The sequence below is a fragment of the Candidatus Nanosynbacter sp. TM7-053 genome (assembly GCF_022828375.1).
GTDB lineage: Bacteria > Patescibacteriota > Saccharimonadia > Saccharimonadales > Saccharimonadaceae > Nanosynbacter.
On the sequence record NZ_JAJQJX010000001.1, the window covers coordinates 410,508 to 435,155 of the forward strand.

Here is a 24,648-nt window from a genome sequence, read left to right on the forward strand (position 1 = left end):
ATCATTATAATGTTCGGAAGAATTTAACAAAAATATCTTCTAGCTTTCCCTGCTGAGCCACACCGCTTGCCATAAATTGTTTGACACCAGGCGTTGCGTTTACCTCTATTACGCCGTATTCGCTATCTGATTGCGTAATATCCTTACATGCCAAATCAACCCCACATATTCGTAAATCAAAGATTCTTGCCACCCTGACAGCTAGATCTCGCCACCGCTGATGCATAACTTCACCGATATCAACTGGCGTTCCTCCTGCTGATAAATTTGATATATCCATCAACTGAACATCTGCGCCTTCCGGTATAATATCGGTCATAGACAGACCCATTTTCCTTAATTTATTCATAATTATAGGTAGCTGCCTTTCAAAATGTATATCTCTACCAGAATCTACCAAGGTCTTATGTTTCAAATCAATTAGCTGTTCTAAATTGCTTACTCCATCACCCTTAACAGAAAAAGGTCGTCTCTCATAGGCATTAACTACCTCACCATCAAAAACCAATATGCGATAGTCAGGCATTTTTAATTCTTCTTCAATGACAGCTACTTTAACACGCTCCTCGTTATACTGATTAAGAAGCTTATCAAGTTCTTCAGCGGTTTCAACTCTAGCTACACCAATTCCTTGAGAACCTCTGCTAGGTTTAACATAGACAGGAAATCCTAAAGATTTATCAATATAGCCAAGGGCTTCTTTTGTGTCACGCATAGAGTGATTAAACTGCTGACGGTCTGATTGACGCAGCATATCCGCCCACCAAGGTAAAAGAAATTCAGAACCTCTTGCACAATCTATGCCATTTTCTCTAAGCAAAAACTTTGTATACCCCTTATCATTAGCTAATTGCTCTGCACTTCCTGAATTAAACCCAGGATCATGTCCATATAAAACTCTGTGTTCTCCAGAATTATACTCAATTGACGCCACATACCCATATTCAGGTTCGACAATAATATCTTTTATCTCTGGTAGCTTACCAGCATTATATGCGTCTATCAAAATATTGATTAAGTACGTATAATGTTTTCTTGTTTCTATAATACCCTCTAAAATATCTCTTGGCGGAAGGAGAGGGATTCGAACCCTCGAACAGATTGCTCCGTTACACGCGTTCCAGGCGTGCCAGTTCAACCACTCCTGCACCCTTCCTTGTTGATAATTATACCACAACTTTATTGCCCCTTATGGTTGCACTTACTGACGTTCATTCTCTATAATAAGTCAAAGATGAAAGAAACTATTCCACCACGCATTAGGCTTGTTAATGTCACCAAAAAATTTGGCTTTGGTGATGCTGAGATTCGCGCCTTAGATAACGTCGATTTAACTGTTAAAAAGGGCGAGTTTATCGCTATTATGGGTCCAAGTGGCTGCGGAAAAACTACTTTATTAAACACCCTTGGACTATTAGACCAGCCATCAGAGGGCGAATACTATCTGGACGATGTCGCTGTCGATAATCTCAGCTCACGACGACGCGCCAAAATTCGCTCCAAGCACATAGGCTTCGTTTTCCAGAATTTCAATCTTATCCCTCGCCTGACTGTAATTGAAAACGTAGCGTTGCCGCTAACGTATAAAGGACTTGGAAAAGTCAAACGACTCCAAGAAGCTAGCCGCATTCTGAAAACTTTCCATCTGGGACAGCGTGAATATTATATGCCGCATCAATTATCTGGCGGTCAGGTTCAGCGCGTAGCAATTGCCAGAGCGTTGGTTAATAGTCCGTCAATTATCTTAGCCGACGAGCCAACAGGAAATTTGGACAGCAAATCGAGTCATCTTATCATGGAAGAATTGTCCGACCTACATCGTCGCGGCAACACTATAATTATGGTTACTCACAACCCAGAATTGACTCATTATGCCAGTCGCGTCATCACTATGTTGGACGGAAAAATCGACACTGACGAACACAAGGAAAAGCGCAAGTTCACTAAGAAGTTAATTGTAGACGACGAAAAAGAAGAAAAACCTAAGAAGCAAAAATCTTCAAAGAAATCGAGGGCGAAAAAATCGTGAAAATATTAGTAAAAAATCATTTTGAAAACGCTACTCAGGCGCTACGAGCTAATCGTGGACGAACATTTTTGACAATTGTAGGCGTAGCTATTGGTATTGCCAGCATCACCATGGTTCTATCTCTAACTGGCGGATTTAATCACCTATTCGGCGACAATTCCAACCAATCATCCACTCCTGTCGCCATTGTTAAGTCTGGCAATCAAAAAGCCGTCCCGAATCTACTGACCGAATCCGACAACACGACGACAGTCAACACATTGACCGAAACGGACGCCAGGGATATAGGAAAAATTGCCAATACGAAAGCCGCGCCAATTGCTTTCCTGCACGCCGAACTGCGCGCCCGCGAAGGTAAAGTCGATATCCAAAACGCCGCGTTAATCGGTAGTACGGAATCGCTAAAAGACGTCGCTAATTTGCAAATTGCTACTGGACAATTTATCAACGACATCGGCGGAGTTGTCGTCGGTCAGCAATTGTCGGTCGATTTGTTCGGCACAGAAAGATCCATCGGAAACGTTATTTACATCCGAAATCAACCATTGACTGTTGTTGGCGTGTTGAAGAATATTGAAAATCAAGCCAGTTATTTGGACGTGAATTTTAATAACGCCGCCATTATTCCATTGTCCGTGATTAAAAAATTCACTCAAGGAACGCCGCAAATTCAGCAAATCATCGTAACTACCAAAGATCATAAAAATCTCAATTCAGTCATAAAATCGGCTGACGATATTTTGAAGAAGAATCATGATAGCGATAAGAATTATCGAATCGTTTCTGGCGAAGAGATAAACGAAAAGAAGTCTAATGTCGCGAGGTTTCTCTCGATAATCTTAACTGTCATCGGCATTATTTCTCTGTTAATCGGTGGAATAGGCGTTATGAACGTGATGCTTGTCAATGTCGCCGAGCGCCAGCGTGAAGTCGGCGTCAGACGAGCCGTCGGCGCCACGGGCTGGGACATCGTCAATCAATTCCTAATCGAGGCAGCAATTATCGGATTCCTCGGCGGAATATTGGGCTATGGACTAGGCTTGGCGGGAGCTTATATTGCCAGCTTATACTTACCTCTCACACCTTATATTTATTGGCAAACAGCCGTCTTGTCAATTGGATTATCGATAATCATCGGCGTAATTTCTGGCGTATATCCAGCAGCTCGCGCCACCAGACGCGACCCAATCGAATCTCTACGATATTAAATTAACTAAGTTCCGCTTTCAATTTTTCAACCAACTGAACTGGACCAGGATTGACTCCATTAAGAATAGCTGTGTAAATACTAGCCGCGTCAGCCAGCACCAAGCCCCACAGTAACTGCTCCATAAGAGTCTTTCCTCGAAGTTCCAGTACGTGTGCCTTTGGTCGCTTGCCGCTCAATAAACGATCGCTAAGCTCCATTCGCTCGCGGATTCTGTCCCGCTCCAAATTGCTACGAATATCAAAAACCGTAAACGGCTTCTCTACTGGATGAGACGACCAACCAATGAACTCGTTATGATTAAATTCTGGATATTGATTCGAGAACGCCAAATTCTTCGCCGATTCATTCCAGCTAATTTTCCACTTATACGCCAGCGGCCAAGTCAATTCACCACCAAAAACAACCAACGTCTTGCCAATTGTTAATTTCGCAATTTGCTTCGCCAAATTATCAGCTTCTGGCATTTTAGCTGTCCAATTAGATATTTCGCTCGCCAACCAATCAGCACTATTTTTCACCTGATCATACAAATCATTATCAATCACCCAAAAATGTTGCAATAGTTTCAACAATCCTCGCAGATGATAGACCGTCGACATTCGCGGCTGCGCGCCAGCTGGAACTTGAGCGTAAGTTACGTTGTCATTCTTCGCTCGCTCAATCAACGCTCCGCCAGTCGACATAGCTGCCAAACACGCCTTCTTTTCCAATGCTTGCTGATAGCAACTCAGAGTTTCCTCAGTATTGCCCGAATGACTAACCGCAATAACCAATGTTTCCTCGCTCACAAATCCCGGCAAATCATAGCCCTTCACCACTTCAAGCGGAATATGCAACCAGCCCGCGGTCAAAACTCGAACCATATCAGCCGCTAAAGCCGAACCGCCCATTCCCGCGATCACAATATTCTTAAAATCTCGACGCTGATTCGCACCTTCGTGAATCGACACTTCATATCGAGCTTGTTCTGGAATATTCAAAACGCCGCTTAAAACGTCGCCTGGATCATATTGTTTTATCACATTCATATCATCTAACATCTTGCGCTCCTTGATTAACTCATGTTATAGTGTAACATATATAAGCTTAAACAATTTAATATATAAGGTGGGTTATAATGGATTCTCAAGCTAATCAATCATTCAGTGACGACCAAGAACTGGCTAAGGTATTAGCTGGCGTGTCACAAGGTACAGACAATAATTTACAATTCGAAGAGACAAATGCTACAGCTTCACCTGTAATTAATCCTGCAACCATCTCACCGGATCCTGTCGCTACAGATCAGAACGATGAGCCTGCTATTGATATAGCGAAGACTGCCGCTCCGGAGCCAGTTACGCCAACTCCAACAATCAGCACACCAGCTCCAGCTGCAGCCGCAGATCCTGCGCTCGATACGATTAAGCAAACTGCCTTGAACGAATTGCGTCCATTAGTCGACAAGCTAGATGTTTCTCCAGAGGAAAAGTTTGACACTTACCTATTACTTCTTCGTTCTACGGACGATAAAACTCTGATCGCACCAGCACACGACGCTGCCGTAGCTATTGTTGACGAAGCTCGCCGCGCTCAGGCTCTACTGGATATCATTAAAGAAATCGACTATTTCTCAAATCCTCGTTAAGCCATTTCTCCAAAATAAAAACCCGCCATTTTCGGCGGGATTTTTATTGCTCGGGGCAGATTTACATCATACCCATTCCCGGCATACCGCCAGGAGCAGCTGCAACTTCAGCCTCTGGAATATCAACCACCAAAGCACCCATAGTTGCCGCAGTTGACGCAATTGACACTGCATTTTGAACAGCTTCTTTAGTCACACGAGCTGGGTCGATGACGCCAGCCTTCTTCACGTCAATTAGACCATCTTCTGGCTTCATAACGTTAACACCGAATCCAGGTTTGCCAGATTCAACTTGAGCAAGCAGCGCGTCGGCATTCAACCCAGCATTTTTCATAATCTGCAAGAACGGCTGCTTCAGGGCATCCTTCAAGATTTGTCGACCGACCGACAAACTATCCGCGCCGCTAACTTTTAGATTACCAGCTAAATTGACCAAAGTTACGCCGCCACCAGCGACAATTCCCTCAGCCAAAGCCGCCTTAGTAGCCGCCACAGCGTCATCAACGCGGAATTTCTTCTCGTCAATTTCCGTCTCAGTCGCGCCGCCAACCTTAATAACCGCAACCTTGCCAGACAATGCCGCAGCGCGCTTGTCGAATTGCTCTTTTTCATACTCACTTGAAGCATTTTCTGAAAGCGACTTAATCTCAGCAATTCGCTCCTTCACGCCTGAAGGTTTGCCCGCGCCTTCGATAATTGTCGTTTCGTCTTTACCGACAATTACCTTACGCGCCGAACCCAAAACTTCCAAGCCAGCGTTTTCGAATGTCAATCCGTGATCTTCAGAAATCACAGTCGCGCCAGTTAGCACAGCGATATCACGAAGAACGTCTTTACGGCGATCACCGAAACTTGGCGCCTTAACAGCTACGGTATTGAATACGCCCTTCAGCTTGTTCAGCACCAAAATACTCAATGCCTCGCCCTCAACTTCGTCAGCAATCAGAACAACGTCCTTTTTACCGCTTTGTGCCAATTTTTCCAACATTGGCAAGAATTCCTGTACACTAGAAATCTTCTTATCAGTAATCAAAATTGCTGGCTTTTCGTACACAGCCTCCTGGCGACCCGCGTCAGTAACAAAGAACGGACTCACCCAACCCTTGTCCAAGCTAAAACCTTCGACAACTTCAGCCTCCAACTCCAAGCCTTGACCAGCCTCAACAGTAACCACGCCGTCTTTACCGACTTTCTCGATTACGCCAGCAATCAATTTACCGATTTCCGCATCTCCCGCCGAAATCGTAGCAACTTCAGCCACGCGGTCAGACTTGCCTTCAATCGGCTCAGCCAATTTGTTCAATTCTTTAACAATTTCCGCGCCAGCTTGCTCGATGCCTTTCCTAAGTTCCATCGGATTATGTCCAGCCGCAATCAATCGATTCGCCTCTTTCAAAATCGAATATGTCAACACCGTTACAGTCGTTGTGCCGTCGCCTGCTTGCTTGTTCAAATTCTTAGCAGCCTGCTTGATTAAATCGGCACCGACTTTATAGCCTAGCGTTTCGTCATCGTTTTCTGGCAATTCAATTCCTTCGGCCACGGTTACGCCGTCGTGAGTAACAGTTGGACCTCCAAAACCCTTCGCAATCACAACATTGCGACCCTTTGGACCGTAAGTTACCTTAACTGCATCGTATAGCGATTTAGCCCCGCCAAGCACGCGATTTCGCGCATCATCATCATAAAAAACTTTTTTTGCCATAATTAAACTCCCCTTTTTATCCAACAACCGTTGCTAAAATATCTTCTTCGCGAACAACCAAATATTCCGTGCCGTCAATTTTCAAATCCGTAGTCGAATATTCCTTATAGACAATTCGATCACCGACTTTGACGCTCTTCACATCGCCGCCAACTGCTTTAACTTCCGCAACTACTGGCTTTTCTTTAGCGTTATCAGGCAAGTAAATTCCGCTCGCTGTCTGAGTCTTTGCTTCTTCACGCACCGCTACAACACGGTCGCCAAGAGGCTTAATAGGTGTACTCACGTTATCCTCCATTTCGTTAACAACGTATCTATTGTAACGCACTAATTTAGCACTCGTCAAGTGTGAGTGCTAATTATCTAGATATTATTCAGTATTATACGATTAGTAGCTCAGGGAAATTATCATCACCATCATCACCTTCTTCCGATGCATAGATTCTTCCCGTAAAAACATCATTCTTAATAGCAACTTCCCCCATTATCATAATAATTCTGGTATTTTCACTGCTCTTCCCAACATCAATAGAAGTAGGTGAAAAGATAACTTCCTTTTTCTCAGGAACAATACCTCTTCTTTTTGCAATAGCATTACCACCAAAGTCCTCCTCAATCGTCATTGTAAATCCTGAGCCAAACGGATTAGCACGCAATTTAGCATCAAGCTTCGGAAGAGTATCTGGGTCAATAACTTTATAAGCTTTCATACCCTACCTAGACTGCCCTTCCCAGCGTTCTTTGAGCTTTGCTACGCCTTTGCCTTTCAGCGGCAACTATTTCCTTAATTTTTTTCTCATAGTAAGAACATTTACTCTTGATAGTTCTGTCTTCAGGAAGCACTCTACCACAAAAATCATCATCATCAAATCCCGACCAGCTTACATAATAACCCGGCCTACGATTCCTTTCATTTGCCTTATAGGCAGAAATTTTAGTCGCTTTTATATCAATGTAAAATTCAAACCTTTCGCCTTGATCATCAACATAGTAAACATGAATATCTCCTCCATTAAGATCATCTTCAGTACTAGTCATTTCAGCAAGTTCAACTCCCGGAGTCCAGTTTAAGGCACTTTCAGCAGCAATTTCATGGCGCATTCCCTGAATCACAGCATAAAACGACTGTCTAGCGTACTCAATCTCCGAGCGAGTATAATTAAGCATTAACATAACCTTATTGATAGAATCCATAGTTTCCTTCATACTACTACACTGCTCTTCATCTATCATAGTACGTATGATTTTATTGAATCTCGTAACTGTTTCTTTACACTCTTTTATCTCTTTGTGAGACATATCACTCTTATGATTATTAAGCTTTACCTGAGCATCAAGCCAATACGGCATAATTTGTATTAATTTCAGAGCTCTATCTTCGTCTGTTTCATATTGACTTTCTTGTTTACTACGCTGAATATCTATAGCTTTAGACACAACATACCGTTTTGCCCCTACCATTTTTAATGCCGTCCCACCTAGCTTTGAGCATATTTCCATATACTCAGAAGATCTCGTGACCTCAGCAGCAACCTCACTCAATCTCATTCGCTCTCTATTGGATCTGCTTGTATTCATAACTGCTATAATACCATAAAATCATTAAAAAAGCAACCCCACGCCCTTCTCCCTACTGTTCCTCAATCTGTTATAATAACTCCATGCAATTATTCAAACATCTCTTAGAAACAATTCTCGGCTCTTACGTTAAGAAATATCTTAAATCTCATCCCAATGTTAAGCTAATTGCCGTAGTCGGCAGCGTTGGTAAAACTAGCGTAAAATCAGCAACCGCCACTGTTCTATCAGAAAAATTCACCGTGCGCCATAGCCGTGGCAATTTGAATACGACCTTAAGTGCGCCGCTGGAAATCTTAGGCGTAGACGGGCCAAAAAACGCCAAATCTCCCCTAGCCTGGCTAAAAGTCTTCTTCGCAGCACACGCCAGCGTAAAAAACCCCGAATCGCCAGATGTAATTATTCAAGAATGCGGTATTGATTGCCCTGGTGAAATGGCTACTTTTATGCGCTATATTCAGCCCGACATTGCCATAATTACCTCTGTTGCTCCTGAACATATGGAGTTTTTCAAAAATATGGATACGGTAGCTCATGAGGAATTGTCAATTAGTCAAGTCGCTAAAAAAACCATCTTCAACCTTCACGATATCGATGAAAAATATCATAATCTCATAGTTGGAAATCGCGTAAGTTACGGCGATGAATCTGCCGACGTTTTCCTGGAAATTAAAAAGACTACAGACACTGGTTGTATTGTCAATCTGAAACACTCCGAGGGAACTTCTCAGGACATCAATATTTCTGTATTAGGTAAACATAATATTCGCTCAATCACTGGCGCAGCGGCGGCGGGGTTAGCTTGCGGAATGAATATTGAAGAAGTTGCGGCAGCTTTAACAAAAATCAGACCAGTTTCAGGAAGAATGAATATTTTACGCGGCATACGCGGCTGTACGTTACTGGACGACACTTACAACGCCAGTCCTATTGCCATGGAAAATTCGCTAAAAACACTCTATTCCATCTCTGCCGATCATAAAATTGCCGTATTGGGCGATATGAATGAATTGGGCGAGACATCCGAATCGGAGCATAAAAAAATCGGTGAAATTTGCGACCCTAAACAGTTAGAATTACTCGTCACCGTCGGTAAAATGACCAAGAAACACCTTGCACCAATCGCTGAAAAAAATGGCTGTAAAGTAATTTCTTTTGACACAGCGCTTGAAGTTGGAGAATTCCTGAAAAATAGCGACATTAAAGATACGACAACTCTATTCAAAGGCTCGCAGGGCGGCATTTACCTTGAAGACGCCGTGGAAGAATTGCTACTCAACCCAAATGATGCAGAAAAATTAGTTCGCCAATCACAAAGCTGGAAACAGATTAAAGCGAAATTTTACGACTCTTTTTCTCAATCTCAGAAATAATTTCCTGAACGACCTTCTTGTCATTCCACGGAATTCGCTTGCCATTCACAATTCGGTACTGCTCATGACCCATACCCGTAATCAGAACCGTATCGCCACGAACAGCCGACCTCAGAGCTTGATAAATCGCCTGTTTTCGATCAGCAATTTCCGTCATTTTATGAGCCTTTTTCGTTTTCTCAATTCCCTGACGAATCATAGCCCGAATTTCATCTGGATTTTCGTTGTAGCTTTCCTCGTCAGTCAGGAAAATCCTATCCGCCAAATTAGCCGCCAGCTCGCCCATAATTGGACGCTTTGTCTTATCTCTGTCGCCGCACGCACCAAACACCAAAGTTAATCGCCCCTTGGTAATTTTATGAGTGGTTTTTAGCAATTTTTCCAACGCGTCTGGCGTGTGCGCATAATCCACAATAATATCAATTCCAAGCTTATTTTCTACTCGCTCGAATCGTCCAGGAATCGCTTCCAAATTCGCCACGCCCTCTTGAATATCTTCCAACTTTATCCCCAACAAATATGCCAACGACACCGCAGCCGACATATTCATCACGTTAAATTCGCCAGGCAAATTAGTCGCCAACTCCAAATGAGTTTGATGATCAATCAGTAAACTCGCCTCTGTTCCCTTTTTATATAACTTAACGTGCGTTAAGTGAGCTTCAGCTTCCGGATTCGTCCCGTAAGTCATTTTCTCGCCAGAAGCCGTAAACTTGTCAAAATATTCAAACCACTCGTCATCACGATTCAGCACGATATATTTTGGCTTTTTCTCAAATAATTTAGCCTTAGCTGCCGCGTAAGCTTCCATCGTTTTGTGATAATCCAAATGGTCTTGGGTCAAATTAGTCATCACCGCCGCCTCAATTGGCACGCCGTCAAATTTATGCTGCGATAAAGCGTGACTTGTCGCCTCTAAAATCACATATTCCACACCTTCACGCTGAGCTGTCTGAAAAAAGCTAAACAGCCTTGCTACAGTCGGAACTGTCGCATTCAAATCATTTATCTTTTCCTTACCAGCAATTTCAATCACCGCCGTCGTAAATAACGCGGTCTTAAAGCCAGCCTCTTTCAAGATCTCATTGATATAACAAGCGGTCGTAGTTTTCCCGTTCGTCCCTGTTACTGCGATAATTCTCAAGCCACGAGCTGGATTGCCATACCTTAAGCTAATCATCTTCGTGCGCGCAACTCTATAGGCGTTTTCGGTTTTCTCCAAAGCTCCTTGAGGTAGCGTTTTTCTAGCAATTTTTACCAACTCGTTTTTCATAATACCCATTTTACCACTTATATTTGCTATAATAAAAACAAATGAGGATTTTGGGAATTGAATCCAGTTGCGACGAAACAGCGGCGTCAATAGTTGAAGATGGCGAACGCTTGCTTTCGAATGTCGTCAATTCTCAAATTGATATTCATGCAGAATACGGCGGAGTTATTCCAGAAATTGCCGCTCGTAGTCATTTGGAAGTTGTAAATCCCGTCATTAAAAAAGCTTTGTCTGACGCAAATTGCACTTGGGATGATATCGACGCCATCGCTGTTACTTACGCGCCGGGGCTTATTGGCTCGCTATTAATCGGCACTCTCGCCGCTAGAACTCTCGCTATTATCCATAATAAGCCGCTCTTTAAGATTCATCACGTAGAAGCTCACGTGTACGCCAATTTTATCAATAAGCAATCTGACAATTTATCTCTAACATTGCCGAAACAGCAGCCGTCATTCCCTATGCTTTCGTTGATCGTTTCAGGCGGGCATTCACAACTTGTCCTATTCAAAAATCACGGTGATTATCAGCTTATTGGACAAACTCAAGACGACGCAGTTGGCGAAGCATTCGATAAAGTTGCTAAAATCATCGGTTTGCCGTATCCTGGCGGCCCAGCCATCGCCAAAGCCGCTGAACTTGGCGATCCACACGCATTCCACTTGCCTATCGCCAAATTATCCGGCGAATACGATTTTTCCTTCTCTGGGCTTAAGACAGCCGTTTTGAGAGCCGTTCAGCACGAAGTCGGTAAAGACTTCACTTTTCCCTCTCATGAGCTTCCAGCGCTCGTAGATGACGAATTACGACGTAATATGGCAGCGAGTTTCCAGTATACAGCCATAAAAACTCTCGTAAATAAAACCAAAAAGGCGTTTGACAACTTCCAGCCAGCTTCCGTCGTGATCGCTGGCGGAGTCGCAGCTAACCAAGAATTGCGCCGTCAATTACGCGAAGCTTTGCCAATTGACATCGAATACGCCCCTATTCAACTCTGTACAGATAACGCCGCGATGATTGCCACTCTCGGTTATTTCAGATCTCAAATTGACGAGCCTACAGATCCATACGATATGGAAGTTCAGCCAAGCTTATCAATGACAGCAATATAACGTTGTGAGGATTACAACATGAATCAACATTTTCTACAATCATTAGCCTGGGAAAAATTCCAACAATCTCTCGGTCGAAAAGTCTTTCACAACAGAGGTGGAGGATGGGAATATTTCGCAATATTAGAGCACGGCACGGGCAATTCTCGCCTATATTGCCCCTTCGGTCCAACCGCTATTAACGAAGAAGCATTACGATTGGCGCTAAAAGACTTAGCAGAACTCGGCAAAAAACTAGACGTAACTTTCCTCAGAGTCGGACCAATTAAACCCACCTTCTCTAAGGTATTATCTGATGAGCATTGGAAAAAAGCCACTTATGTCCATTTGCAGCCAGAACATACACACGTTATCAATCTCCAGCAACCAGAGGAAGAGATTATAGCAAGTATGGCGCAACCTGTAAGGAATTGTTATAGGAATTATCACAAAAAAGGCGTAACTGTTCATCAATCTCAAAACCCAGACGATATTAAATATTTCCTAGAATTGATACACGAAGTTGCCAAACGAACCGGCATGTCGCCGCACCCAGATTCATATTTTCATAAGCAAGCTGGTTCCCTACTTCCATCCAAAGATGCTTCATTTTGGTACGCAACATATGATAATAAAGTAATTGCTACTGCCCTATTTTTCGACTCAAAAACAACTCGAATTTACGCACATGCAGCAGCAAATTCTACGCCAGAATATCGCAAACTTAACGCTGGAACTGCCCTGCTCACCGAAGCGATAATCGATGCAAAACATCGTCAAATGGAGAAAGTCGATTTATACGGAATTGCTCCTGAAAATGCACCAAAAAATCACCCGTGGGCTGGCTTTACGAAATTCAAGCGATCGTTCGGCGGCGAAGATGTCTATTCTGGAGCGACTTGGGAGCTGCCACTGAAGCCGCTTCAATATTGGCTATATCGAGCGTATCAAACGATTAGAAAATAACCTTAATTTCATCCATAGCACCACATAAATTTGTGGTATAATTAAAATGTAATATAAACATGTGGAGAAATTAGAGGATTACGTAAATAAGGGCTTTTGCACGTGAAAAGCTACTTTGTTTTCTTTTGTCTTTTTTCACATGAAAAAACCATGGAATAACTTATGCAGCTAGCTAAACAATACATACCAAACGATTACGAACCAAATATTTATGCCCTGTGGGAAACCAGTGGTGCATTAGAGCCAACAGGGGTAGGTAAGCCATATTCAATCATTATGCCGCCACCTAACGCTAACGGCAATCTTCACATTGGGCACGCACTCGATATGAACCTGAAGGATATTCTGATTCGCTATCACCGAATGAAGGGTGACGACGCCGTATTTATTCCAGGCGCTGACCATGCTGGGTTTGAAACTTGGGTTGTGTATGAAAGAGAATTGACGAAGCAAGGGAAGAGTCGCTTCGATTTTTCACGTGACCAATTGTATAGTCAAGTTTGGAATTTTGTACAAGAAAAACGCGGCAATATGGAGCTGCAATTGCGCGCGTTAGGTGTTAGTGCGTCATGGAAGCATTTGACATTCACTCTGGACGACAAAGTTATCAACACCGTATACGACACATTTAAGAAAATGTGGGATGACAACTTGGTTTACAGAGGTGAGCGAATTGTTAATTATTGTACCGAACATCAAACCAGCTTTGCCGACATCGAGGTAGAACATAAGAACGAAAAAGGGAAGTTGTGGAAAATAGCTTACCCGACGCTAGATAAAATTGGCGAGATTATCGTAGCTACTACGCGCCCAGAAACTATGCTCGGCGACGTTGCCGTGGCGGTTCATCCAGATGACGAGCGATACAAAAAATTGGTTGGAACTCGCATTTTACTGCCGATTATCGATAAGGAAATTCCTATCATCGCGGACGAATATGTCGACATGAGTTACGGCACCGGTGCGGTTAAGATTACGCCAGCACACGACCCGAACGACTTTGAAATTGCAAAACGCCATGATTTACCGCTAGAGTCAATTATCAGCCCAGAAGGGAAGATGATAAATGTACCAGCGCAGTTCTTAGGATTAACACCAGTAGAAGCTCGCGCTCGAGTTTTGGAAGCACTGGAAGCATTAGAGCTACGCCGCGGTGAGACTGAAATTGAACACGCAGTTGGACATTGTTATAAGTGTGGCAGCATAATTGAGCCAATGATTAAAGAGCAGTGGTTTATTAAAACACAATCACTCGCACAGCCAGCAATTGACGCGCTTAAAAAAGAAGAAATTACTTTTTATCCAGCATCCAAGCGCAAAGAACTTATCGCATATCTTGAGCAATTGAAAGACTGGAATATTTCACGACAGATTCCATGGGGAATACCAATTCCTGCGTTTGTAAATGAAAACGACCCTAAGGATTGGATATTTGATACTCACACCAACGAGCAGAGCATTGTTGTAAATGGCACAACATATATCAGGGAAGAGGATACCTTTGACACCTGGTTCTCATCTGGTCAATGGCCATACATCGTAACAGATTATCTGACCGACGGCGATTTAGCTAATTATTTCCCAACTGACATGATGGAAACTGGTATGGATATTATGCGCGCATGGGTTTCTCGAATGATCATGCTTAGCCTATACCGAACAGGGAAGATACCGTTCAAAGAAGTTTATCTGCACGGAATGGTTAATGATGAGCACAACCAAAAAATGTCCAAATCTAAAGGTAACGTTATCAATCCAATGGAATTGGTTGCGGAATTTGGATCTGACGCCACACGCATGGGACTTATTTCTGGGCGAGCGCCAGCTCAAAGTCAGGCCTTTAACCGCGGCTCTGTTATCGCTGCTCGCAACTTCTGTAATAAGCTATGGAATATTGCCCGATTTGTTGAAGCTCAGATTGGCGATAATCACCAAGTTGTCGACTTAGAGCCGCAAACTCCGGCCGATCACTGGATTATTCGCCAATTGAACGACGCCGCCAACAACATCGCTGTTCGATTAGAGCAATATCGCTTCTCAGAGGCATCAGAAACTGTTTATCACACCATCTGGGATGACGTGGCTGACTGGTACATTGAATCATCTAAAACGGCGATCAATCGTCCGTTATTATCTTGGGTTTTGGCAACTTCTTTGAAAATCGCTCATCCGTTTGCACCGTTCGTTACGGAAACTATTTGGCAAACTCTTAATTACACCGACGGCATTTTGATGCGTGAAGCTTGGCCGACTCCAGAAAAGTTTGATCCGATTGCCGCCGAACAATTCGAGCAACTTAAGCTTCTGGTCGCTGAAGGTCGTTGGGTGATTGCTGAACTGCCAGGGAATAAGAAATATCGATTGCTATACGGCAACGACAGTCTTATCGCCGACAATCAAGATACAATTAAGCATCTGATGCGGCTTGAGGCAATTGAACACACAGATCAGCCTCGCGGTCTACGTTTGGCGGCTGCAAACAGGGAAGCGTGGCTAGATATTGATAGCGAAACTCTGTATCAACATCAGGAAAATCTGGAAATGCGCCTAGCCGAAGCACGTCAGAAATTGGCGGGATTAAAGAAGCGCCTGGAAAATCCGACTTACGTTGAAAAGGCGCCAGCCCACCTTGTCGAGGAAACTCGCGAGCAATTAGCCGAGCAAGAAAAAATCATTACTCGGCTTGTTTCGGAACTGGAAGTAATTAGCTTAAAATAGCCTAGCTCACACCTTCAAAATCAAGGTGATATCCGTCAAAAGTATGTTGACCACGAGCAGCATATTTTTGGCGTAATCGCTTCTTATCGTTGTTACGAGGTGTAGTTCGCGGTCGCGCTGAACCTTCTTTCAACACATTTGACAATTGAGCATGTTCTGGATGAGTATGGGGCTTTGTTTCTGGCATTTTTATTTCACCCTCAACGTCACTTTGAACGCTATATGTTTTCCAAGATGATAAAAACGCTTTATCGACGTTGGTATCGTGCAGCAGCACACCAAACGCTACATTCAAACTGACAAACATAGTTGTAACGGTGAAAAACTGTTGTACTAAATTCATTTTTATTCTTTCTTTTTTGTATCTATTTTTAGAATACTGATTACAATGTTAGCATAAGCTTTGTTTTTTGTCAAGTATATTTCCCAGCATAGAAATAGTCATCCTTAATTTTACAGAGAAAATGTTTAGTATAATGGAGTTTATGGGATACCTAATTTCCATTAAGGTCGCACTAATTCTTTTTCCAATTTTGGCTTTTCTTATCACGTTGCCGTATATGATTGCGAACTATCGAAAATATGGCTCCGTCAATAAGCTGCGGACTTTGATTTTCTATTCCTTTATTCTGTATTTATTAACCGTATATTTCTTAGTTATTTTACCGTTGCCAAATCCAGAATCCGTTCACACAACTTACGCAGAAAATCTGAATTTAATTCCGTTTTCATTCGTCGCAGATTTTATAAAGAATAGTCCACTTGTATTAACAGATAGTTCAACTTGGATTATGGCGATAAAACATCCCACTTTTTACGTTCCCGCTTTCAATGTTTTAATGCTCATTCCGTTCGGAATTTACCTGCGCTACTATTTCAAATGTAACCTTAAAAAGACGTTGTTATTGACAGCTATTTTAAGTTTATTCTTTGAGTTAACGCAACTGTCTGGACTTTATTTCATCTATTCAGGACCTTACCGATTAGCCGACGTCGATGATATCATCCAGAACACGATAGGCGGATGCATCGGTTACTTTCTGGGCTGGTTTGCAATGTGGCTACTTCCGTCCAGGGAGGAAATAGATGAAAAATCCCTTGAGGCTGGCTCACGAGTTTCTGGAATTCGCATTAGTTTGTCCCTAATAATCGACGCTGTTATCGTCCGTATTCCTTACACCTTATCAAAAACCCAACTTCCGTTTTCGCTATTTTTAGCCCTCTATTTTAGCCTAATTCCTCTACTGAACGGTAAAACTTTTGGTAGCGCATTATTAAAGTTTGGGCTAACATTTGAAAATAAAAAATGGGTTCGCACAATTTTCAGAGGAATCTTACTCACGATATATTTTCACATCATTCCCGCAGGCTTGTTTTACCTCGCGAATGAATTTAATAAGGAAGCGAATTCGCTATTGTTTCTCTGTCTATTCGCAATTGCGTTCTTAGTGTTCATATTATTCGTATTAATTACAATTGTCGTAGCGTTATTTAACCGACGTTTTATGTTCGATCGCCTTTCTGGCGCAAGTTACGAAAGTACGATTCAAGCCAAACAAGAGAAATAAAAAAATAGGAAACTCGCACGAATCTCCTATTTTTCGACTTCAATAGTACTGTTTTGGCGGAAGGGGAGGGATTCGAACCCTCGGTACGTTTTACCGCACGCCGGTTTTCAAGACCGGTACCTTCAACCACTCGGTCACCCTTCCGTACTATCTATGAATTTTGGCGGAGGAGGGGGGATTCGAACCCCCGCTACAGATCTCTCCATACTAACGATTTAGCAAACCGTCCCCTTCAGCCACTTGGGTACTCCTCCAAATTCACTATTTAGTGTACCATATAAGTGTAATTATTAATAGCTTTATCGTAAATAGGGTATAATAGAATTATGATAAAAGAATACGTCTCTAAAATTACAATAGGATTACTTACAATTGGGTTCGGTATAGTTTTGGCAACCGCTCCAGTTTCCGCATTAGGTGAGGGCGGTGCGCCAGCCGGAATTAACGCAGCACGCGGCGACAATACGCCAGCCAACTTAGCTAACGGTGATTCATCAATCGTAAGACGAGCTATCAACATTATGCTATTCGGCGTCGGCGTCTTAAGTGTTGTTATGCTAATCTTCGGCGGTTTCCGCTACGTAATATCTGGCGGTAAAAAAGAATCCGTCACAAACGCCAAAAACACAATTTTATATGCAATCATCGGTCTACTAATCGCAGTCTTTGCTTACGCCATAATCAACTTCATCCTTGGCGCAGCTTTAAGCGGCGGATCAACCACTAACGTTTAATTGTTCACTAATTCTCATCGTGATATACTAACGTCATGAACGATAGTCCAGAAAACCAAGACTTTGAAACGCCATCACCCGACAGGCTTGATTTAACCGAGCCAATAGCCTGGAACGCGCCAGAAGGCGTGCAAGTCCAACGCGGTAAATTGTGGTACGTGTTTTTCGTCATCGTGTTGATAGGACTAATGGCTTTGGCGATTTTAGTGTTTAAGAACTGGACTTTCGCAGTTTTACTACCAATTATGGCTGTAGCCTTGTTTGTATTATCAAACAAAACCCCACAAGTAATAAACTACGCGATTAGCCCCAAAGGTATTTACATCGCCGACGTTTTACACGATTTTAGCGAATTTCGCGCATTTGGATTAATTCACGAAAACAACCAACATTCGATTCTATTATTGCCAGTAAAGCGATTCTCACCAGGTTTAACTATTTATTTTTCCGAAGCAGAAGGCGAGAGAATTGTTGATATGCTCGGAGCGCGCCTACCAATGCAAGAAATTAAGCCAGACGCCTTAGAGAAGTTTATTCGGCTGATAAAGCTATAGCTTGATTGACTATATTTTATGTGGTAGAATACAAAAGTTCAGTGCTTTATAGCAATGAAGGTACCTTATATTTTTTGTTGCGGCCAATCGTTTTTTTCGAAAGGCTGTATGCACCCGTAGCTCAGCTGGATAGAGCGCTGGCTTGCGGAGCCAGAGGTCGTAAGTTCGAATCTTGCCGGGTGTACCAATTAACCTAAGGAGGGGTATGAATTTTATTAAGTACGTAAAATATTCAGGATTAGGAATTGTTGCAATCTGTTCAACTGCTATAGCAATTTTAGCTGGCGCAGAGTTTTTTGAATTGATAACTTGGAATGAAGCCAGTAAGTGGATGATTAAGTTTTGTCAATTAGGCGGCGTTGGTCTAGCTCTATGTATCGTCTGGAGTATTATCGGCACTATAGTGGCCAAAGACTCAAAGAAGACTGATAAAAAATAATTTCCCGAATTAGTTAGATATGGAGAGGTGCAGGAGTGGTTGAACTGGCCGCTCTCGAAAAGCGGTATGGGGCAACTCATCGAGGGTTCGAATCCCTCTCTCTCCGCCATAGATATTATGAAAATCACCATTATAACGATCGGAAAAAAGAATGAAGCCTGGGTCCAACCAGGCGTTTCTCGTTTTTTAGAGCGTCTACGAGCACCTTTTGCTGCGGAAATGATTATTCTACCGCATTCAAGCTTTGAAGGCGACAGGGCGCGCCAGGAAGAGTCTGAGCGTATTTTTTCACGCCTCAATTCGGACGACTTTGTTATTTTGCTCGATGAGCGCGGTAAAAACCTATCATCGCCAGAATTATCCGACCTAGTAACCAAACATATTGACAAGCACATCGTCTTCATCATCGGTGGTGCTTACGGAGTTACCAGCGACTTGCGCCAAAAATCCAACGTCGTTTGGTCATTATCTAACTTAGTGTTTCCACACCAATTAGTTCGGCTTATTTTAGCCGAGCAATTATACCGCGCCCAAGAAATCCATCGCGGCAGTCATTACCATCACTCATAGCTTCGGGCGCCCGTGTCTGGCAATAACCGCAATGTCCACGTGTTTGGCGCCATTTTTCTTCAAACATTCCGCCGCCGCCAACACAGTTGAGCCAGTCGTAAATATATCATCAATAATGATATATCGCTTATTTTTATCAATTTTACCCGCAATTTCAAAAAACTCCTTTGCTTGACGTTTTCTCTGGACAGAAGACTTCGTAAAATGCTGGGTGACGTTATTTCTGCGCCGGAGCAGGGAGCGACATTCTATTTTTCTTCGTCGAGATAATTTAATAGCAATTTTTCGAATATGATCAAATCCACGACGCCGGATGTTCTTAGAAATTGTAGGAATTGGAACAATTACTGTCTCTGACGGCAATTCAGACAGAGCTTCGTCCAAGAATTCGCTTAATAGATCGGCCGCCGCCTGAACACGGTTAAACTTATAATCATCAATAATCTTTGCGACAACACCTGTACGCTGCGAAAAACACCAGATCATATCACAGGGAAGATTATGCTTTTTACATAAATTGCCATTCTCCAATAAATCGCCACATAGAACACACATATCATACTTCCGACTCATGATGTATTTTTTACAATTTAAGCATAAAATACCACCCGTTTTACCACACTTATAACAGTGGTGAGGAGCGATAATTGATAATAGCGTGTCAAACATTGTAATTTTTACGTTTTAAGCCTTTCTCTGTTGATTATAACGCACATTACAGTTATACTAATAGAGACTTTGTCAATGAGCCTATTATAAAAGTGGAGGAAATTATGGCCCGAAAGCAAGATGATACATTACTAACAGAACAGGAATTGGCAGCGGCGTTTATTGATGATGATAACGACGATCTGCTACCTGGTTTTAACGACGACAACAGTAGAAGCAACAGTACGCAAACAACACGATCCGACGACAATTGGGAAGATGAAGCTGATGATGCAATGGGTCAATTGGCTGTTGACGTTTTTGAGACAGAAAATAACCTAGTTATCAAAGCTCGTACTGCCGGCGTAGATCGAAACGACCTAGACGTAAGCATTTCTGACGGTATTTTAACAATTAGCGGCACACTGTCTAGCGGTGACGAAGCAGATGTTCGCCAATGGCACATCCAAGAGTGCTACTGGGGCGAATTCAGTCGTACATTAGCATTGCCAACCGCTGTAAATGAAGAAGGCGTTAAGGCAGAATTAAAAGATGGCGTTTTGACAATTACTTTTGAAAAGATAAAGCAAGAAAAAGCAAAGAAGATTCAAGTTCTGTAAAAACCATTTCACAGAAAATACCGTCACAAGTTGGCGGTATTTTTTTAGCCACAAAAAAAGAACCTCATCAGCGAGGCTCTTTTTTATTAATAGGAAAGATTATGATCCTGATGCAATCTTACTGATAACCATATTGACGATTGCGTATGCCAAAATTGCAACTACCAAACCGACAATTGCATACAAAACTGTGTTCTTAGCCGCCTGGACCTTATTGCTATCACCGGCTGAAGTAGTGTAGCGGATACCACCCCAGATAAGCATAATAACGCTCAATGCACCGACGGCAAACAAGAATATGTTTACAAATTTCTTAACTAAAGATTCAGGATCTGTAGATACCTGACCAACACCATCTCCTTGCGCGCTGCTAACGCCGCCATTTAGAGTAAAGTCTCCTTCAGCGCTTGCAGCTGGAGCTACAGCCAAAGCAACAGTTGGTACTACCAGTAGTCCCGCCAAGATTAATTTTAATTTATTCATTGTTATTTTCTCCTTGTTTAATGATATTACTATTATACATTTTTATCTGTTATTTGCAAAACTAATTAGAGGATACAGACGAGTTCGTAGAGTTAGACGACGTCTTAACTCCAATCCGATCCAGTACTATGTTGACAATAGCCCAAGCAAAAACAGCCACAATTAGACCAACTATCGAATAAGTGAGGGCAGTTTGAGCAGACTTCGTTTTTGAGGCATCTCCAGCTGAAGTGATATAGCGAAATCCGCTAAAGATAATCATAACAACAGATAAAACTCCAACAGTCCACAGTAGAAAATTAATCAATATATTTATTAGTCCACCTTCACCTGCAATGCTTTTATTTTCCATATCCGCCGTAGTGGCAGTTTTTATACCTTTCTTTACGACGCTATTAGCAGCTTGCGCGGAAACGTTTGTCGGAAGAGAAGCTACTGATATGGCTGAAAATCCAAACACCGAACAAACTACAATTAATGCCGATAATATCATTTTTTTCATTTTTACTCCTTATTATGATTACTAGATTCATCATGTTTGACAGGCTTATTAAACCCGTCAAACACAAAATTGACAATCGCCGAAGCGAATACAGAAACTATTAATCCAACGACAGCATATAAAATAGTACTCCTGGCTTTTGCAGCCTTCTGAGCATCACCGCTGGAAAGTGCAAATAAAATACCGCCAATAACTATCATAATAATCGAAATAGCACCAACGGCCGTAAGTAGAACTTCAACGATAGTTTTTATAATACCGTTCACTTGACCTTCACCTTTATCTTTATTTTGGCAATAGACAGAGTTGTTGCTTCCATTTTCCTCTGAGCAAATATTAATACCGTTAGCCGCAGACACCACTGGAGTGAACACTCCAAGAAGCCCAATCATTAGTATTCCAGCCGTCAGGATTTTTGTAAAAATCTTCATCTTAAACCTTTCCTATAATATAACCTGTTATAGCAATAGCGTTAGCAATAATTACCAAACCGATGACTGCATATAGAATAGCATTCTTTGCGCTAGCCGTCTTAGCTGGATCGCCAGAGGACAGGGAATAGTTTATTCCAGCAATAATCACAATAATAACAGCTACGACACCAGCCACCCAAAATGCCAAATTAACAAACTTCATAATATCTACATCATTATTCTGCGGCACGCCAAGACTATCAGCACTCCCCAACAATCCAGCAAAAAATTCCATATATCTCATTCTATACCCCTATATTTGATGATATAAAGTTAACCAACGCAACAGAAGCTAGGGCAATAACCAGACCGATCGCGGCACTCATAATAGTCTTTCGCCCATGTGCGGCCTTATCTGGAGCACCGTTACTGGTCATCATCAAGAATCCGCCGTATATAATATATCCAACGGTCGTATAACCAATAAGTTGCAGCAAATCATCAACGATATTAAGCGCGATTTTCCAGATAAATTTTGCCTGTGAATCAGCGTCTGAACCAATATCTTTAATAGAACAGTCACCTTTCGTCAATCCATAATACCACGGCTTTAATGTTAAAATTTTACCTTTTTTATCACATTCATTAATTTCACCTTCCGCAAAAGAAGTATTCGGGAAAGTTACGCTCGCCCCAAACGACCCTATAATCATTAAAGACATCGCTATTATAATCTTCTTCATTAATCGAAAACTCCTCCTGGAATAATAAAGTTAGTAATTGCCACCATAAACGCAAACATTATTATCCCAATGACAGTATTCGTCCAGACTTCACGTGCTTTTTTTATCTTATCAGGACTACCTTCAGAAGTGGTATATAAGAATGCGCCGTATATAACAGCACCAACTGCCGCAACCAAAACTCCAGCGGTTAAGATTTTAATAACTTGCTTGATTATGTTGATAATTGCCGTACTGCCTTCGCCGTCACAAGAAATAACAGAGGTTTCCGCGCCACCGCAACTGGCGGCCAAAGCTATTCTGGGTATAAAAACGCTCCCTGCGATTACTGTTGCGATAAATATACTGATTACAATATTTCTTTTTGTCATAAAATTTTCTCTTATACCTAAATTGTAAAATAGTCAAGCGAAAAAAGCAAACATTTTCCTTGAAAAGACAGAAGTAATCTGATAATATAAGGGATATTGATATGCGCTCGTAGTGAAGTTGGCCTATCACGCCTCCCTGTCACGGAGGAGATCGCCGGTTCGAATCCGGTCGAGCGCGCCACAGATATTTTCACCCTGATAGGGTGTTTTTTTATGGAAAATATACCATATTTATTGCATTTTTGTACAATTTGTGTTATGATATCACCAATTGGACTGGAAGGTCTAAGGAGTTTTTATAATAAAATATCTGACAATGTCAGAGGAAGGATCCCAAGCGTTATGGTTCGAAATCGTGAACAATTTAACCCAAGCGATTCAAAAGAAACAAACCCTCTACTAAGAAAAGCTATAGCTACGCTCACTATTGCTGCTACCAGCATATTACCAATGTCAGCCTGCGGTGAGACTCACAGTGAGCCAACTCCAGACACTACAACATCCACAGCGCAGGAAGTTCAGAGTCCAACGCCAGAGACAACTACTCCACCACTATTAAACCCAGAGCAGGTACGACAAGAATACAGAGAAGTTATGCCTCAAAAACCCGTAGATGTTGACGAAACGGCAGATAAGCTAAATAGAGGTGAAGAACCGTTAGAAACATTAACAGAATTTATTAAAAAACAAGGCTTTTCATTTCCGCATATAGACGAAAAAATCCCTACACTTCAGAATTGTATTTCAGTTGAAAAAAAAGATGCTGCAGATAAATTAGGCTCTCAAGTAGGGTCAGTAATTGCTGTGACAAGTATGTTGCAAAACCCAGAATATGGTCTTGACAAAACATCAGTAGATACTATTACCAATTCTATGGCAGAAACTTTTGTATACGAGGATTATCGTCAAGGTTTTAAGGATTACATGAATCACCTTGGACTATCTATAGGAGCTAACCTAGATGATCCAAAGGACTTTTATCCCATTTCTGTTCCAGGAACTCAAGCTTCTGCCGTTTTACAGGCAAAAGCTAGTGAAGAAGGGTGCTACGGAGCATGGTATCACGGCAAAGACTTGAGGAATCCCTATGGGACCGGTGCTGGAGATGTGCAAATCGATAGGTACGGACTTTTTGGTACTAATTTTTATAGGACTGATGGGCTCAACAATGATTCAGGAGATATTGAATCAAATAGCGTACTTAAGGCACTGGTTACTCACCACAAACGAGGCGATAGTCTATATGGCGACAATAACCATAGCAACGACGCAAATCTAGGCACAGGCGCATGGATAATACACATGGAACTAAGCTACAAAGGATTCAACTACAAGGAAGACGGCAAAGAGACGACAATAAAAACCCAAGATCAATAAAGTACTTATTTTGTATAATTATTTGCATAATCACCTTCATATATGATTAAATGAAG

29 protein-coding genes and 6 tRNA genes are annotated in these 24,648 nt (G+C 42.1%); 17 read left to right on the forward strand and 18 right to left on the reverse strand.

What is annotated here, in order from left to right; all coding sequences use genetic code 11:
- Window positions 1-4 precede the first annotated feature (4 nt).
- Window positions 5-1,006 (reverse strand): hypothetical protein, encoded by a 1,002-nt coding sequence (locus LRM50_RS02220; protein WP_243809696.1) that lies wholly within the window; start codon window positions 1,004-1,006, stop codon window positions 5-7.
- 60 nt (window positions 1,007-1,066) lie between these two features.
- Window positions 1,067-1,156 (reverse strand) — tRNA-Ser (locus tag LRM50_RS02225).
- A gap of 78 nt (window positions 1,157-1,234) precedes the next feature.
- Between LRM50_RS02225 and LRM50_RS02230 the strand changes: the two genes are divergently transcribed.
- Together LRM50_RS02230 and LRM50_RS02235 are read left to right on the forward strand one after the other, a co-directional pair.
- A complete protein-coding gene (locus LRM50_RS02230) occupies window positions 1,235-2,029 on the forward strand; it encodes an ABC transporter ATP-binding protein (protein WP_129634543.1) in 795 nt (264 codons plus the stop codon).
- Window positions 2,026-3,237 (forward strand): ABC transporter permease, encoded by a 1,212-nt coding sequence (locus LRM50_RS02235; RefSeq protein WP_243809697.1) that lies wholly within the window; start codon window positions 2,026-2,028, stop codon window positions 3,235-3,237. The genes LRM50_RS02230 and LRM50_RS02235 overlap by 4 nt, the downstream gene beginning before the upstream one ends.
- A gap of 1 nt (window position 3,238) precedes the next feature.
- Here LRM50_RS02235 and LRM50_RS02240 read toward each other — a convergent pair whose 3' ends face one another.
- On the reverse strand, window positions 3,239-4,279 hold the full coding sequence (locus LRM50_RS02240) for a bifunctional phosphoglucose/phosphomannose isomerase (protein WP_243809698.1): 1,041 nt from the start codon (window positions 4,277-4,279) through the stop codon (window positions 3,239-3,241).
- A gap of 77 nt (window positions 4,280-4,356) precedes the next feature.
- On the opposite strand from LRM50_RS02240, the gene LRM50_RS02245 reads away from it, so the two are divergent.
- Window positions 4,357-4,866 (forward strand): hypothetical protein, encoded by a 510-nt coding sequence (locus LRM50_RS02245; RefSeq protein ID WP_243809699.1) that lies wholly within the window; start codon window positions 4,357-4,359, stop codon window positions 4,864-4,866.
- Window positions 4,867-4,927: 61 nt separating this feature from the next.
- Here LRM50_RS02245 and groL read toward each other — a convergent pair whose 3' ends face one another.
- The 4 genes from groL to LRM50_RS02265 form a co-directional block, all read right to left on the reverse strand.
- A complete protein-coding gene (groL, locus tag LRM50_RS02250) occupies window positions 4,928-6,571 on the reverse strand; it encodes a chaperonin GroEL (protein ID WP_129632049.1) in 1,644 nt (547 codons plus the stop codon).
- Window positions 6,572-6,587: 16 nt separating this feature from the next.
- A complete protein-coding gene (locus LRM50_RS02255) occupies window positions 6,588-6,857 on the reverse strand; it encodes a co-chaperone GroES (protein ID WP_243809700.1) in 270 nt (89 codons plus the stop codon).
- 94 nt (window positions 6,858-6,951) lie between these two features.
- Complete coding sequence (locus LRM50_RS02260) at window positions 6,952-7,281, reverse strand: hypothetical protein (RefSeq protein WP_243777825.1); 330 nt, start codon at window positions 7,279-7,281, stop codon at window positions 6,952-6,954.
- A 7-nt stretch (window positions 7,282-7,288) separates the two neighbouring features.
- On the reverse strand, window positions 7,289-8,149 hold the full coding sequence (locus LRM50_RS02265; RefSeq protein ID WP_243809701.1) for a hypothetical protein: 861 nt from the start codon (window positions 8,147-8,149) through the stop codon (window positions 7,289-7,291).
- Between the two features lie 83 nt (window positions 8,150-8,232).
- Here LRM50_RS02265 and LRM50_RS02270 point away from each other — a divergent pair, with 83 nt between their 5' ends.
- A complete protein-coding gene (locus LRM50_RS02270) occupies window positions 8,233-9,522 on the forward strand; it encodes a Mur ligase family protein (RefSeq protein WP_243809702.1) in 1,290 nt (429 codons plus the stop codon).
- On the opposite strand, the gene LRM50_RS02275 is transcribed toward LRM50_RS02270, so the two are convergent.
- Window positions 9,479-10,795 carry a UDP-N-acetylmuramoyl-L-alanyl-D-glutamate--2,6-diaminopimelate ligase gene (locus LRM50_RS02275; protein ID WP_243777828.1) on the reverse strand — a complete coding sequence of 439 codons (1,317 nt, stop codon included), beginning with the start codon at window positions 10,793-10,795 and terminating at the stop codon, window positions 9,479-9,481. The two genes, LRM50_RS02270 and LRM50_RS02275, sit on opposite strands and share 44 nt — an antisense overlap.
- A 41-nt stretch (window positions 10,796-10,836) precedes the next feature.
- Between LRM50_RS02275 and tsaD the strand changes: the two genes are divergently transcribed.
- The 3 genes from tsaD (at window position 10,837) to LRM50_RS02290 (ending at window position 15,570) form a co-directional block, all read left to right on the forward strand.
- Window positions 10,837-11,907, forward strand: a complete 1,071-nt coding sequence (gene tsaD, locus LRM50_RS02280; protein WP_243777829.1) for a tRNA (adenosine(37)-N6)-threonylcarbamoyltransferase complex transferase subunit TsaD — start codon at window positions 10,837-10,839, stop codon at window positions 11,905-11,907.
- 18 nt (window positions 11,908-11,925) lie between these two features.
- On the forward strand, window positions 11,926-12,852 hold the full coding sequence (locus LRM50_RS02285) for a lipid II:glycine glycyltransferase FemX (RefSeq protein WP_243777830.1): 927 nt from the start codon (window positions 11,926-11,928) through the stop codon (window positions 12,850-12,852).
- Window positions 12,853-13,014: 162 nt separating this feature from the next.
- A complete protein-coding gene (locus LRM50_RS02290; RefSeq protein ID WP_243809703.1) occupies window positions 13,015-15,570 on the forward strand; it encodes a valine--tRNA ligase in 2,556 nt (851 codons plus the stop codon).
- 1 nt (window position 15,571) lies between these two features.
- Here the strand turns inward: LRM50_RS02290 and LRM50_RS02295 are convergent, their stop codons facing one another.
- Entirely contained in the window at window positions 15,572-15,913 is a 342-nt protein-coding gene (locus LRM50_RS02295) for a hypothetical protein (protein ID WP_129743614.1), read from the reverse strand.
- Window positions 15,914-16,055: 142 nt separating this feature from the next.
- Between LRM50_RS02295 and LRM50_RS02300 the strand changes: the two genes are divergently transcribed.
- Window positions 16,056-17,138, forward strand: coding sequence for a VanZ family protein (locus LRM50_RS02300; protein ID WP_243809704.1), 1,083 nt, complete (start codon window positions 16,056-16,058; stop codon window positions 17,136-17,138).
- 54 nt (window positions 17,139-17,192) lie between these two features.
- Here LRM50_RS02300 and LRM50_RS02305 read toward each other — a convergent pair.
- Together LRM50_RS02305 and LRM50_RS02310 are read right to left on the reverse strand one after the other, a co-directional pair.
- Window positions 17,193-17,282, reverse strand: a tRNA-Ser gene (locus LRM50_RS02305).
- A gap of 17 nt (window positions 17,283-17,299) precedes the next feature.
- Window positions 17,300-17,392: transfer RNA gene (locus LRM50_RS02310), tRNA-Ser, on the reverse strand.
- A 72-nt stretch (window positions 17,393-17,464) separates the two neighbouring features.
- Between LRM50_RS02310 and LRM50_RS02315 the strand changes: the two genes are divergently transcribed.
- The 6 genes from LRM50_RS02315 to LRM50_RS02340 all read left to right on the forward strand — a co-directional run bounded on the left by LRM50_RS02315 (window position 17,465) and on the right by LRM50_RS02340 (window position 19,435).
- Entirely contained in the window at window positions 17,465-17,872 is a 408-nt protein-coding gene (locus LRM50_RS02315; RefSeq protein ID WP_243777833.1) for a hypothetical protein, read from the forward strand.
- 35 nt (window positions 17,873-17,907) lie between these two features.
- Window positions 17,908-18,426, forward strand: a complete 519-nt coding sequence (locus LRM50_RS02320) for a hypothetical protein (protein ID WP_232736231.1) — start codon at window positions 17,908-17,910, stop codon at window positions 18,424-18,426.
- Between the two features lie 110 nt (window positions 18,427-18,536).
- Window positions 18,537-18,613 (forward strand) — tRNA-Arg (locus LRM50_RS02325).
- 18 nt (window positions 18,614-18,631) lie between these two features.
- Window positions 18,632-18,865 carry a hypothetical protein gene (locus LRM50_RS02330; protein ID WP_243809705.1) on the forward strand — a complete coding sequence of 78 codons (234 nt, stop codon included), beginning with the start codon at window positions 18,632-18,634 and terminating at the stop codon, window positions 18,863-18,865.
- Window positions 18,866-18,886: 21 nt separating this feature from the next.
- Window positions 18,887-18,974, forward strand: a tRNA-Ser gene (locus LRM50_RS02335).
- A gap of 8 nt (window positions 18,975-18,982) precedes the next feature.
- Window positions 18,983-19,435, forward strand: coding sequence for a 23S rRNA (pseudouridine(1915)-N(3))-methyltransferase RlmH (locus tag LRM50_RS02340; RefSeq protein ID WP_243809706.1), 453 nt, complete (start codon window positions 18,983-18,985; stop codon window positions 19,433-19,435).
- Here the strand turns inward: LRM50_RS02340 and LRM50_RS02345 are convergent.
- Window positions 19,430-20,104 (reverse strand): ComF family protein, encoded by a 675-nt coding sequence (locus LRM50_RS02345; RefSeq protein ID WP_243809707.1) that lies wholly within the window; start codon window positions 20,102-20,104, stop codon window positions 19,430-19,432. The two genes, LRM50_RS02340 and LRM50_RS02345, sit on opposite strands and share 6 nt — an antisense overlap.
- A 104-nt stretch (window positions 20,105-20,208) precedes the next feature.
- Here LRM50_RS02345 and LRM50_RS02350 point away from each other — a divergent pair, with 104 nt between their 5' ends.
- On the forward strand, window positions 20,209-20,703 hold the full coding sequence (locus LRM50_RS02350; protein WP_243809708.1) for an Hsp20/alpha crystallin family protein: 495 nt from the start codon (window positions 20,209-20,211) through the stop codon (window positions 20,701-20,703).
- Window positions 20,704-20,802: 99 nt separating this feature from the next.
- Here the strand turns inward: LRM50_RS02350 and LRM50_RS02355 are convergent, their stop codons facing one another.
- The 6 genes from LRM50_RS02355 to LRM50_RS02380 form a co-directional block, all read right to left on the reverse strand.
- Entirely contained in the window at window positions 20,803-21,186 is a 384-nt protein-coding gene (locus LRM50_RS02355) for a pilin (RefSeq protein WP_243809709.1), read from the reverse strand.
- A gap of 61 nt (window positions 21,187-21,247) precedes the next feature.
- On the reverse strand, window positions 21,248-21,688 hold the full coding sequence (locus tag LRM50_RS02360; protein WP_243809710.1) for a pilin: 441 nt from the start codon (window positions 21,686-21,688) through the stop codon (window positions 21,248-21,250).
- Window positions 21,689-21,690: 2 nt separating this feature from the next.
- Window positions 21,691-22,119 carry a pilin gene (locus tag LRM50_RS02365; RefSeq protein WP_243809711.1) on the reverse strand — a complete coding sequence of 143 codons (429 nt, stop codon included), beginning with the start codon at window positions 22,117-22,119 and terminating at the stop codon, window positions 21,691-21,693.
- A 1-nt stretch (window position 22,120) separates the two neighbouring features.
- A complete protein-coding gene (locus LRM50_RS02370; protein WP_243809712.1) occupies window positions 22,121-22,396 on the reverse strand; it encodes a hypothetical protein in 276 nt (91 codons plus the stop codon).
- Window positions 22,397-22,406: 10 nt separating this feature from the next.
- Window positions 22,407-22,844, reverse strand: a complete 438-nt coding sequence (locus tag LRM50_RS02375) for a hypothetical protein (RefSeq protein WP_243809713.1) — start codon at window positions 22,842-22,844, stop codon at window positions 22,407-22,409.
- Window positions 22,844-23,215, reverse strand: coding sequence for a hypothetical protein (locus tag LRM50_RS02380; RefSeq protein WP_243809714.1), 372 nt, complete (start codon window positions 23,213-23,215; stop codon window positions 22,844-22,846). The genes LRM50_RS02375 and LRM50_RS02380 overlap by 1 nt, the downstream gene beginning before the upstream one ends.
- Before the next feature lie 103 nt (window positions 23,216-23,318).
- Between LRM50_RS02380 and LRM50_RS02385 the strand changes: the two genes are divergently transcribed.
- Together LRM50_RS02385 and LRM50_RS02390 are read left to right on the forward strand one after the other, a co-directional pair.
- Window positions 23,319-23,396: transfer RNA gene (locus tag LRM50_RS02385), tRNA-Asp, on the forward strand.
- Between the two features lie 77 nt (window positions 23,397-23,473).
- Window positions 23,474-24,592, forward strand: a complete 1,119-nt coding sequence (locus LRM50_RS02390; protein WP_243809715.1) for a hypothetical protein — start codon at window positions 23,474-23,476, stop codon at window positions 24,590-24,592.
- Window positions 24,593-24,648 lie beyond the last annotated feature (56 nt).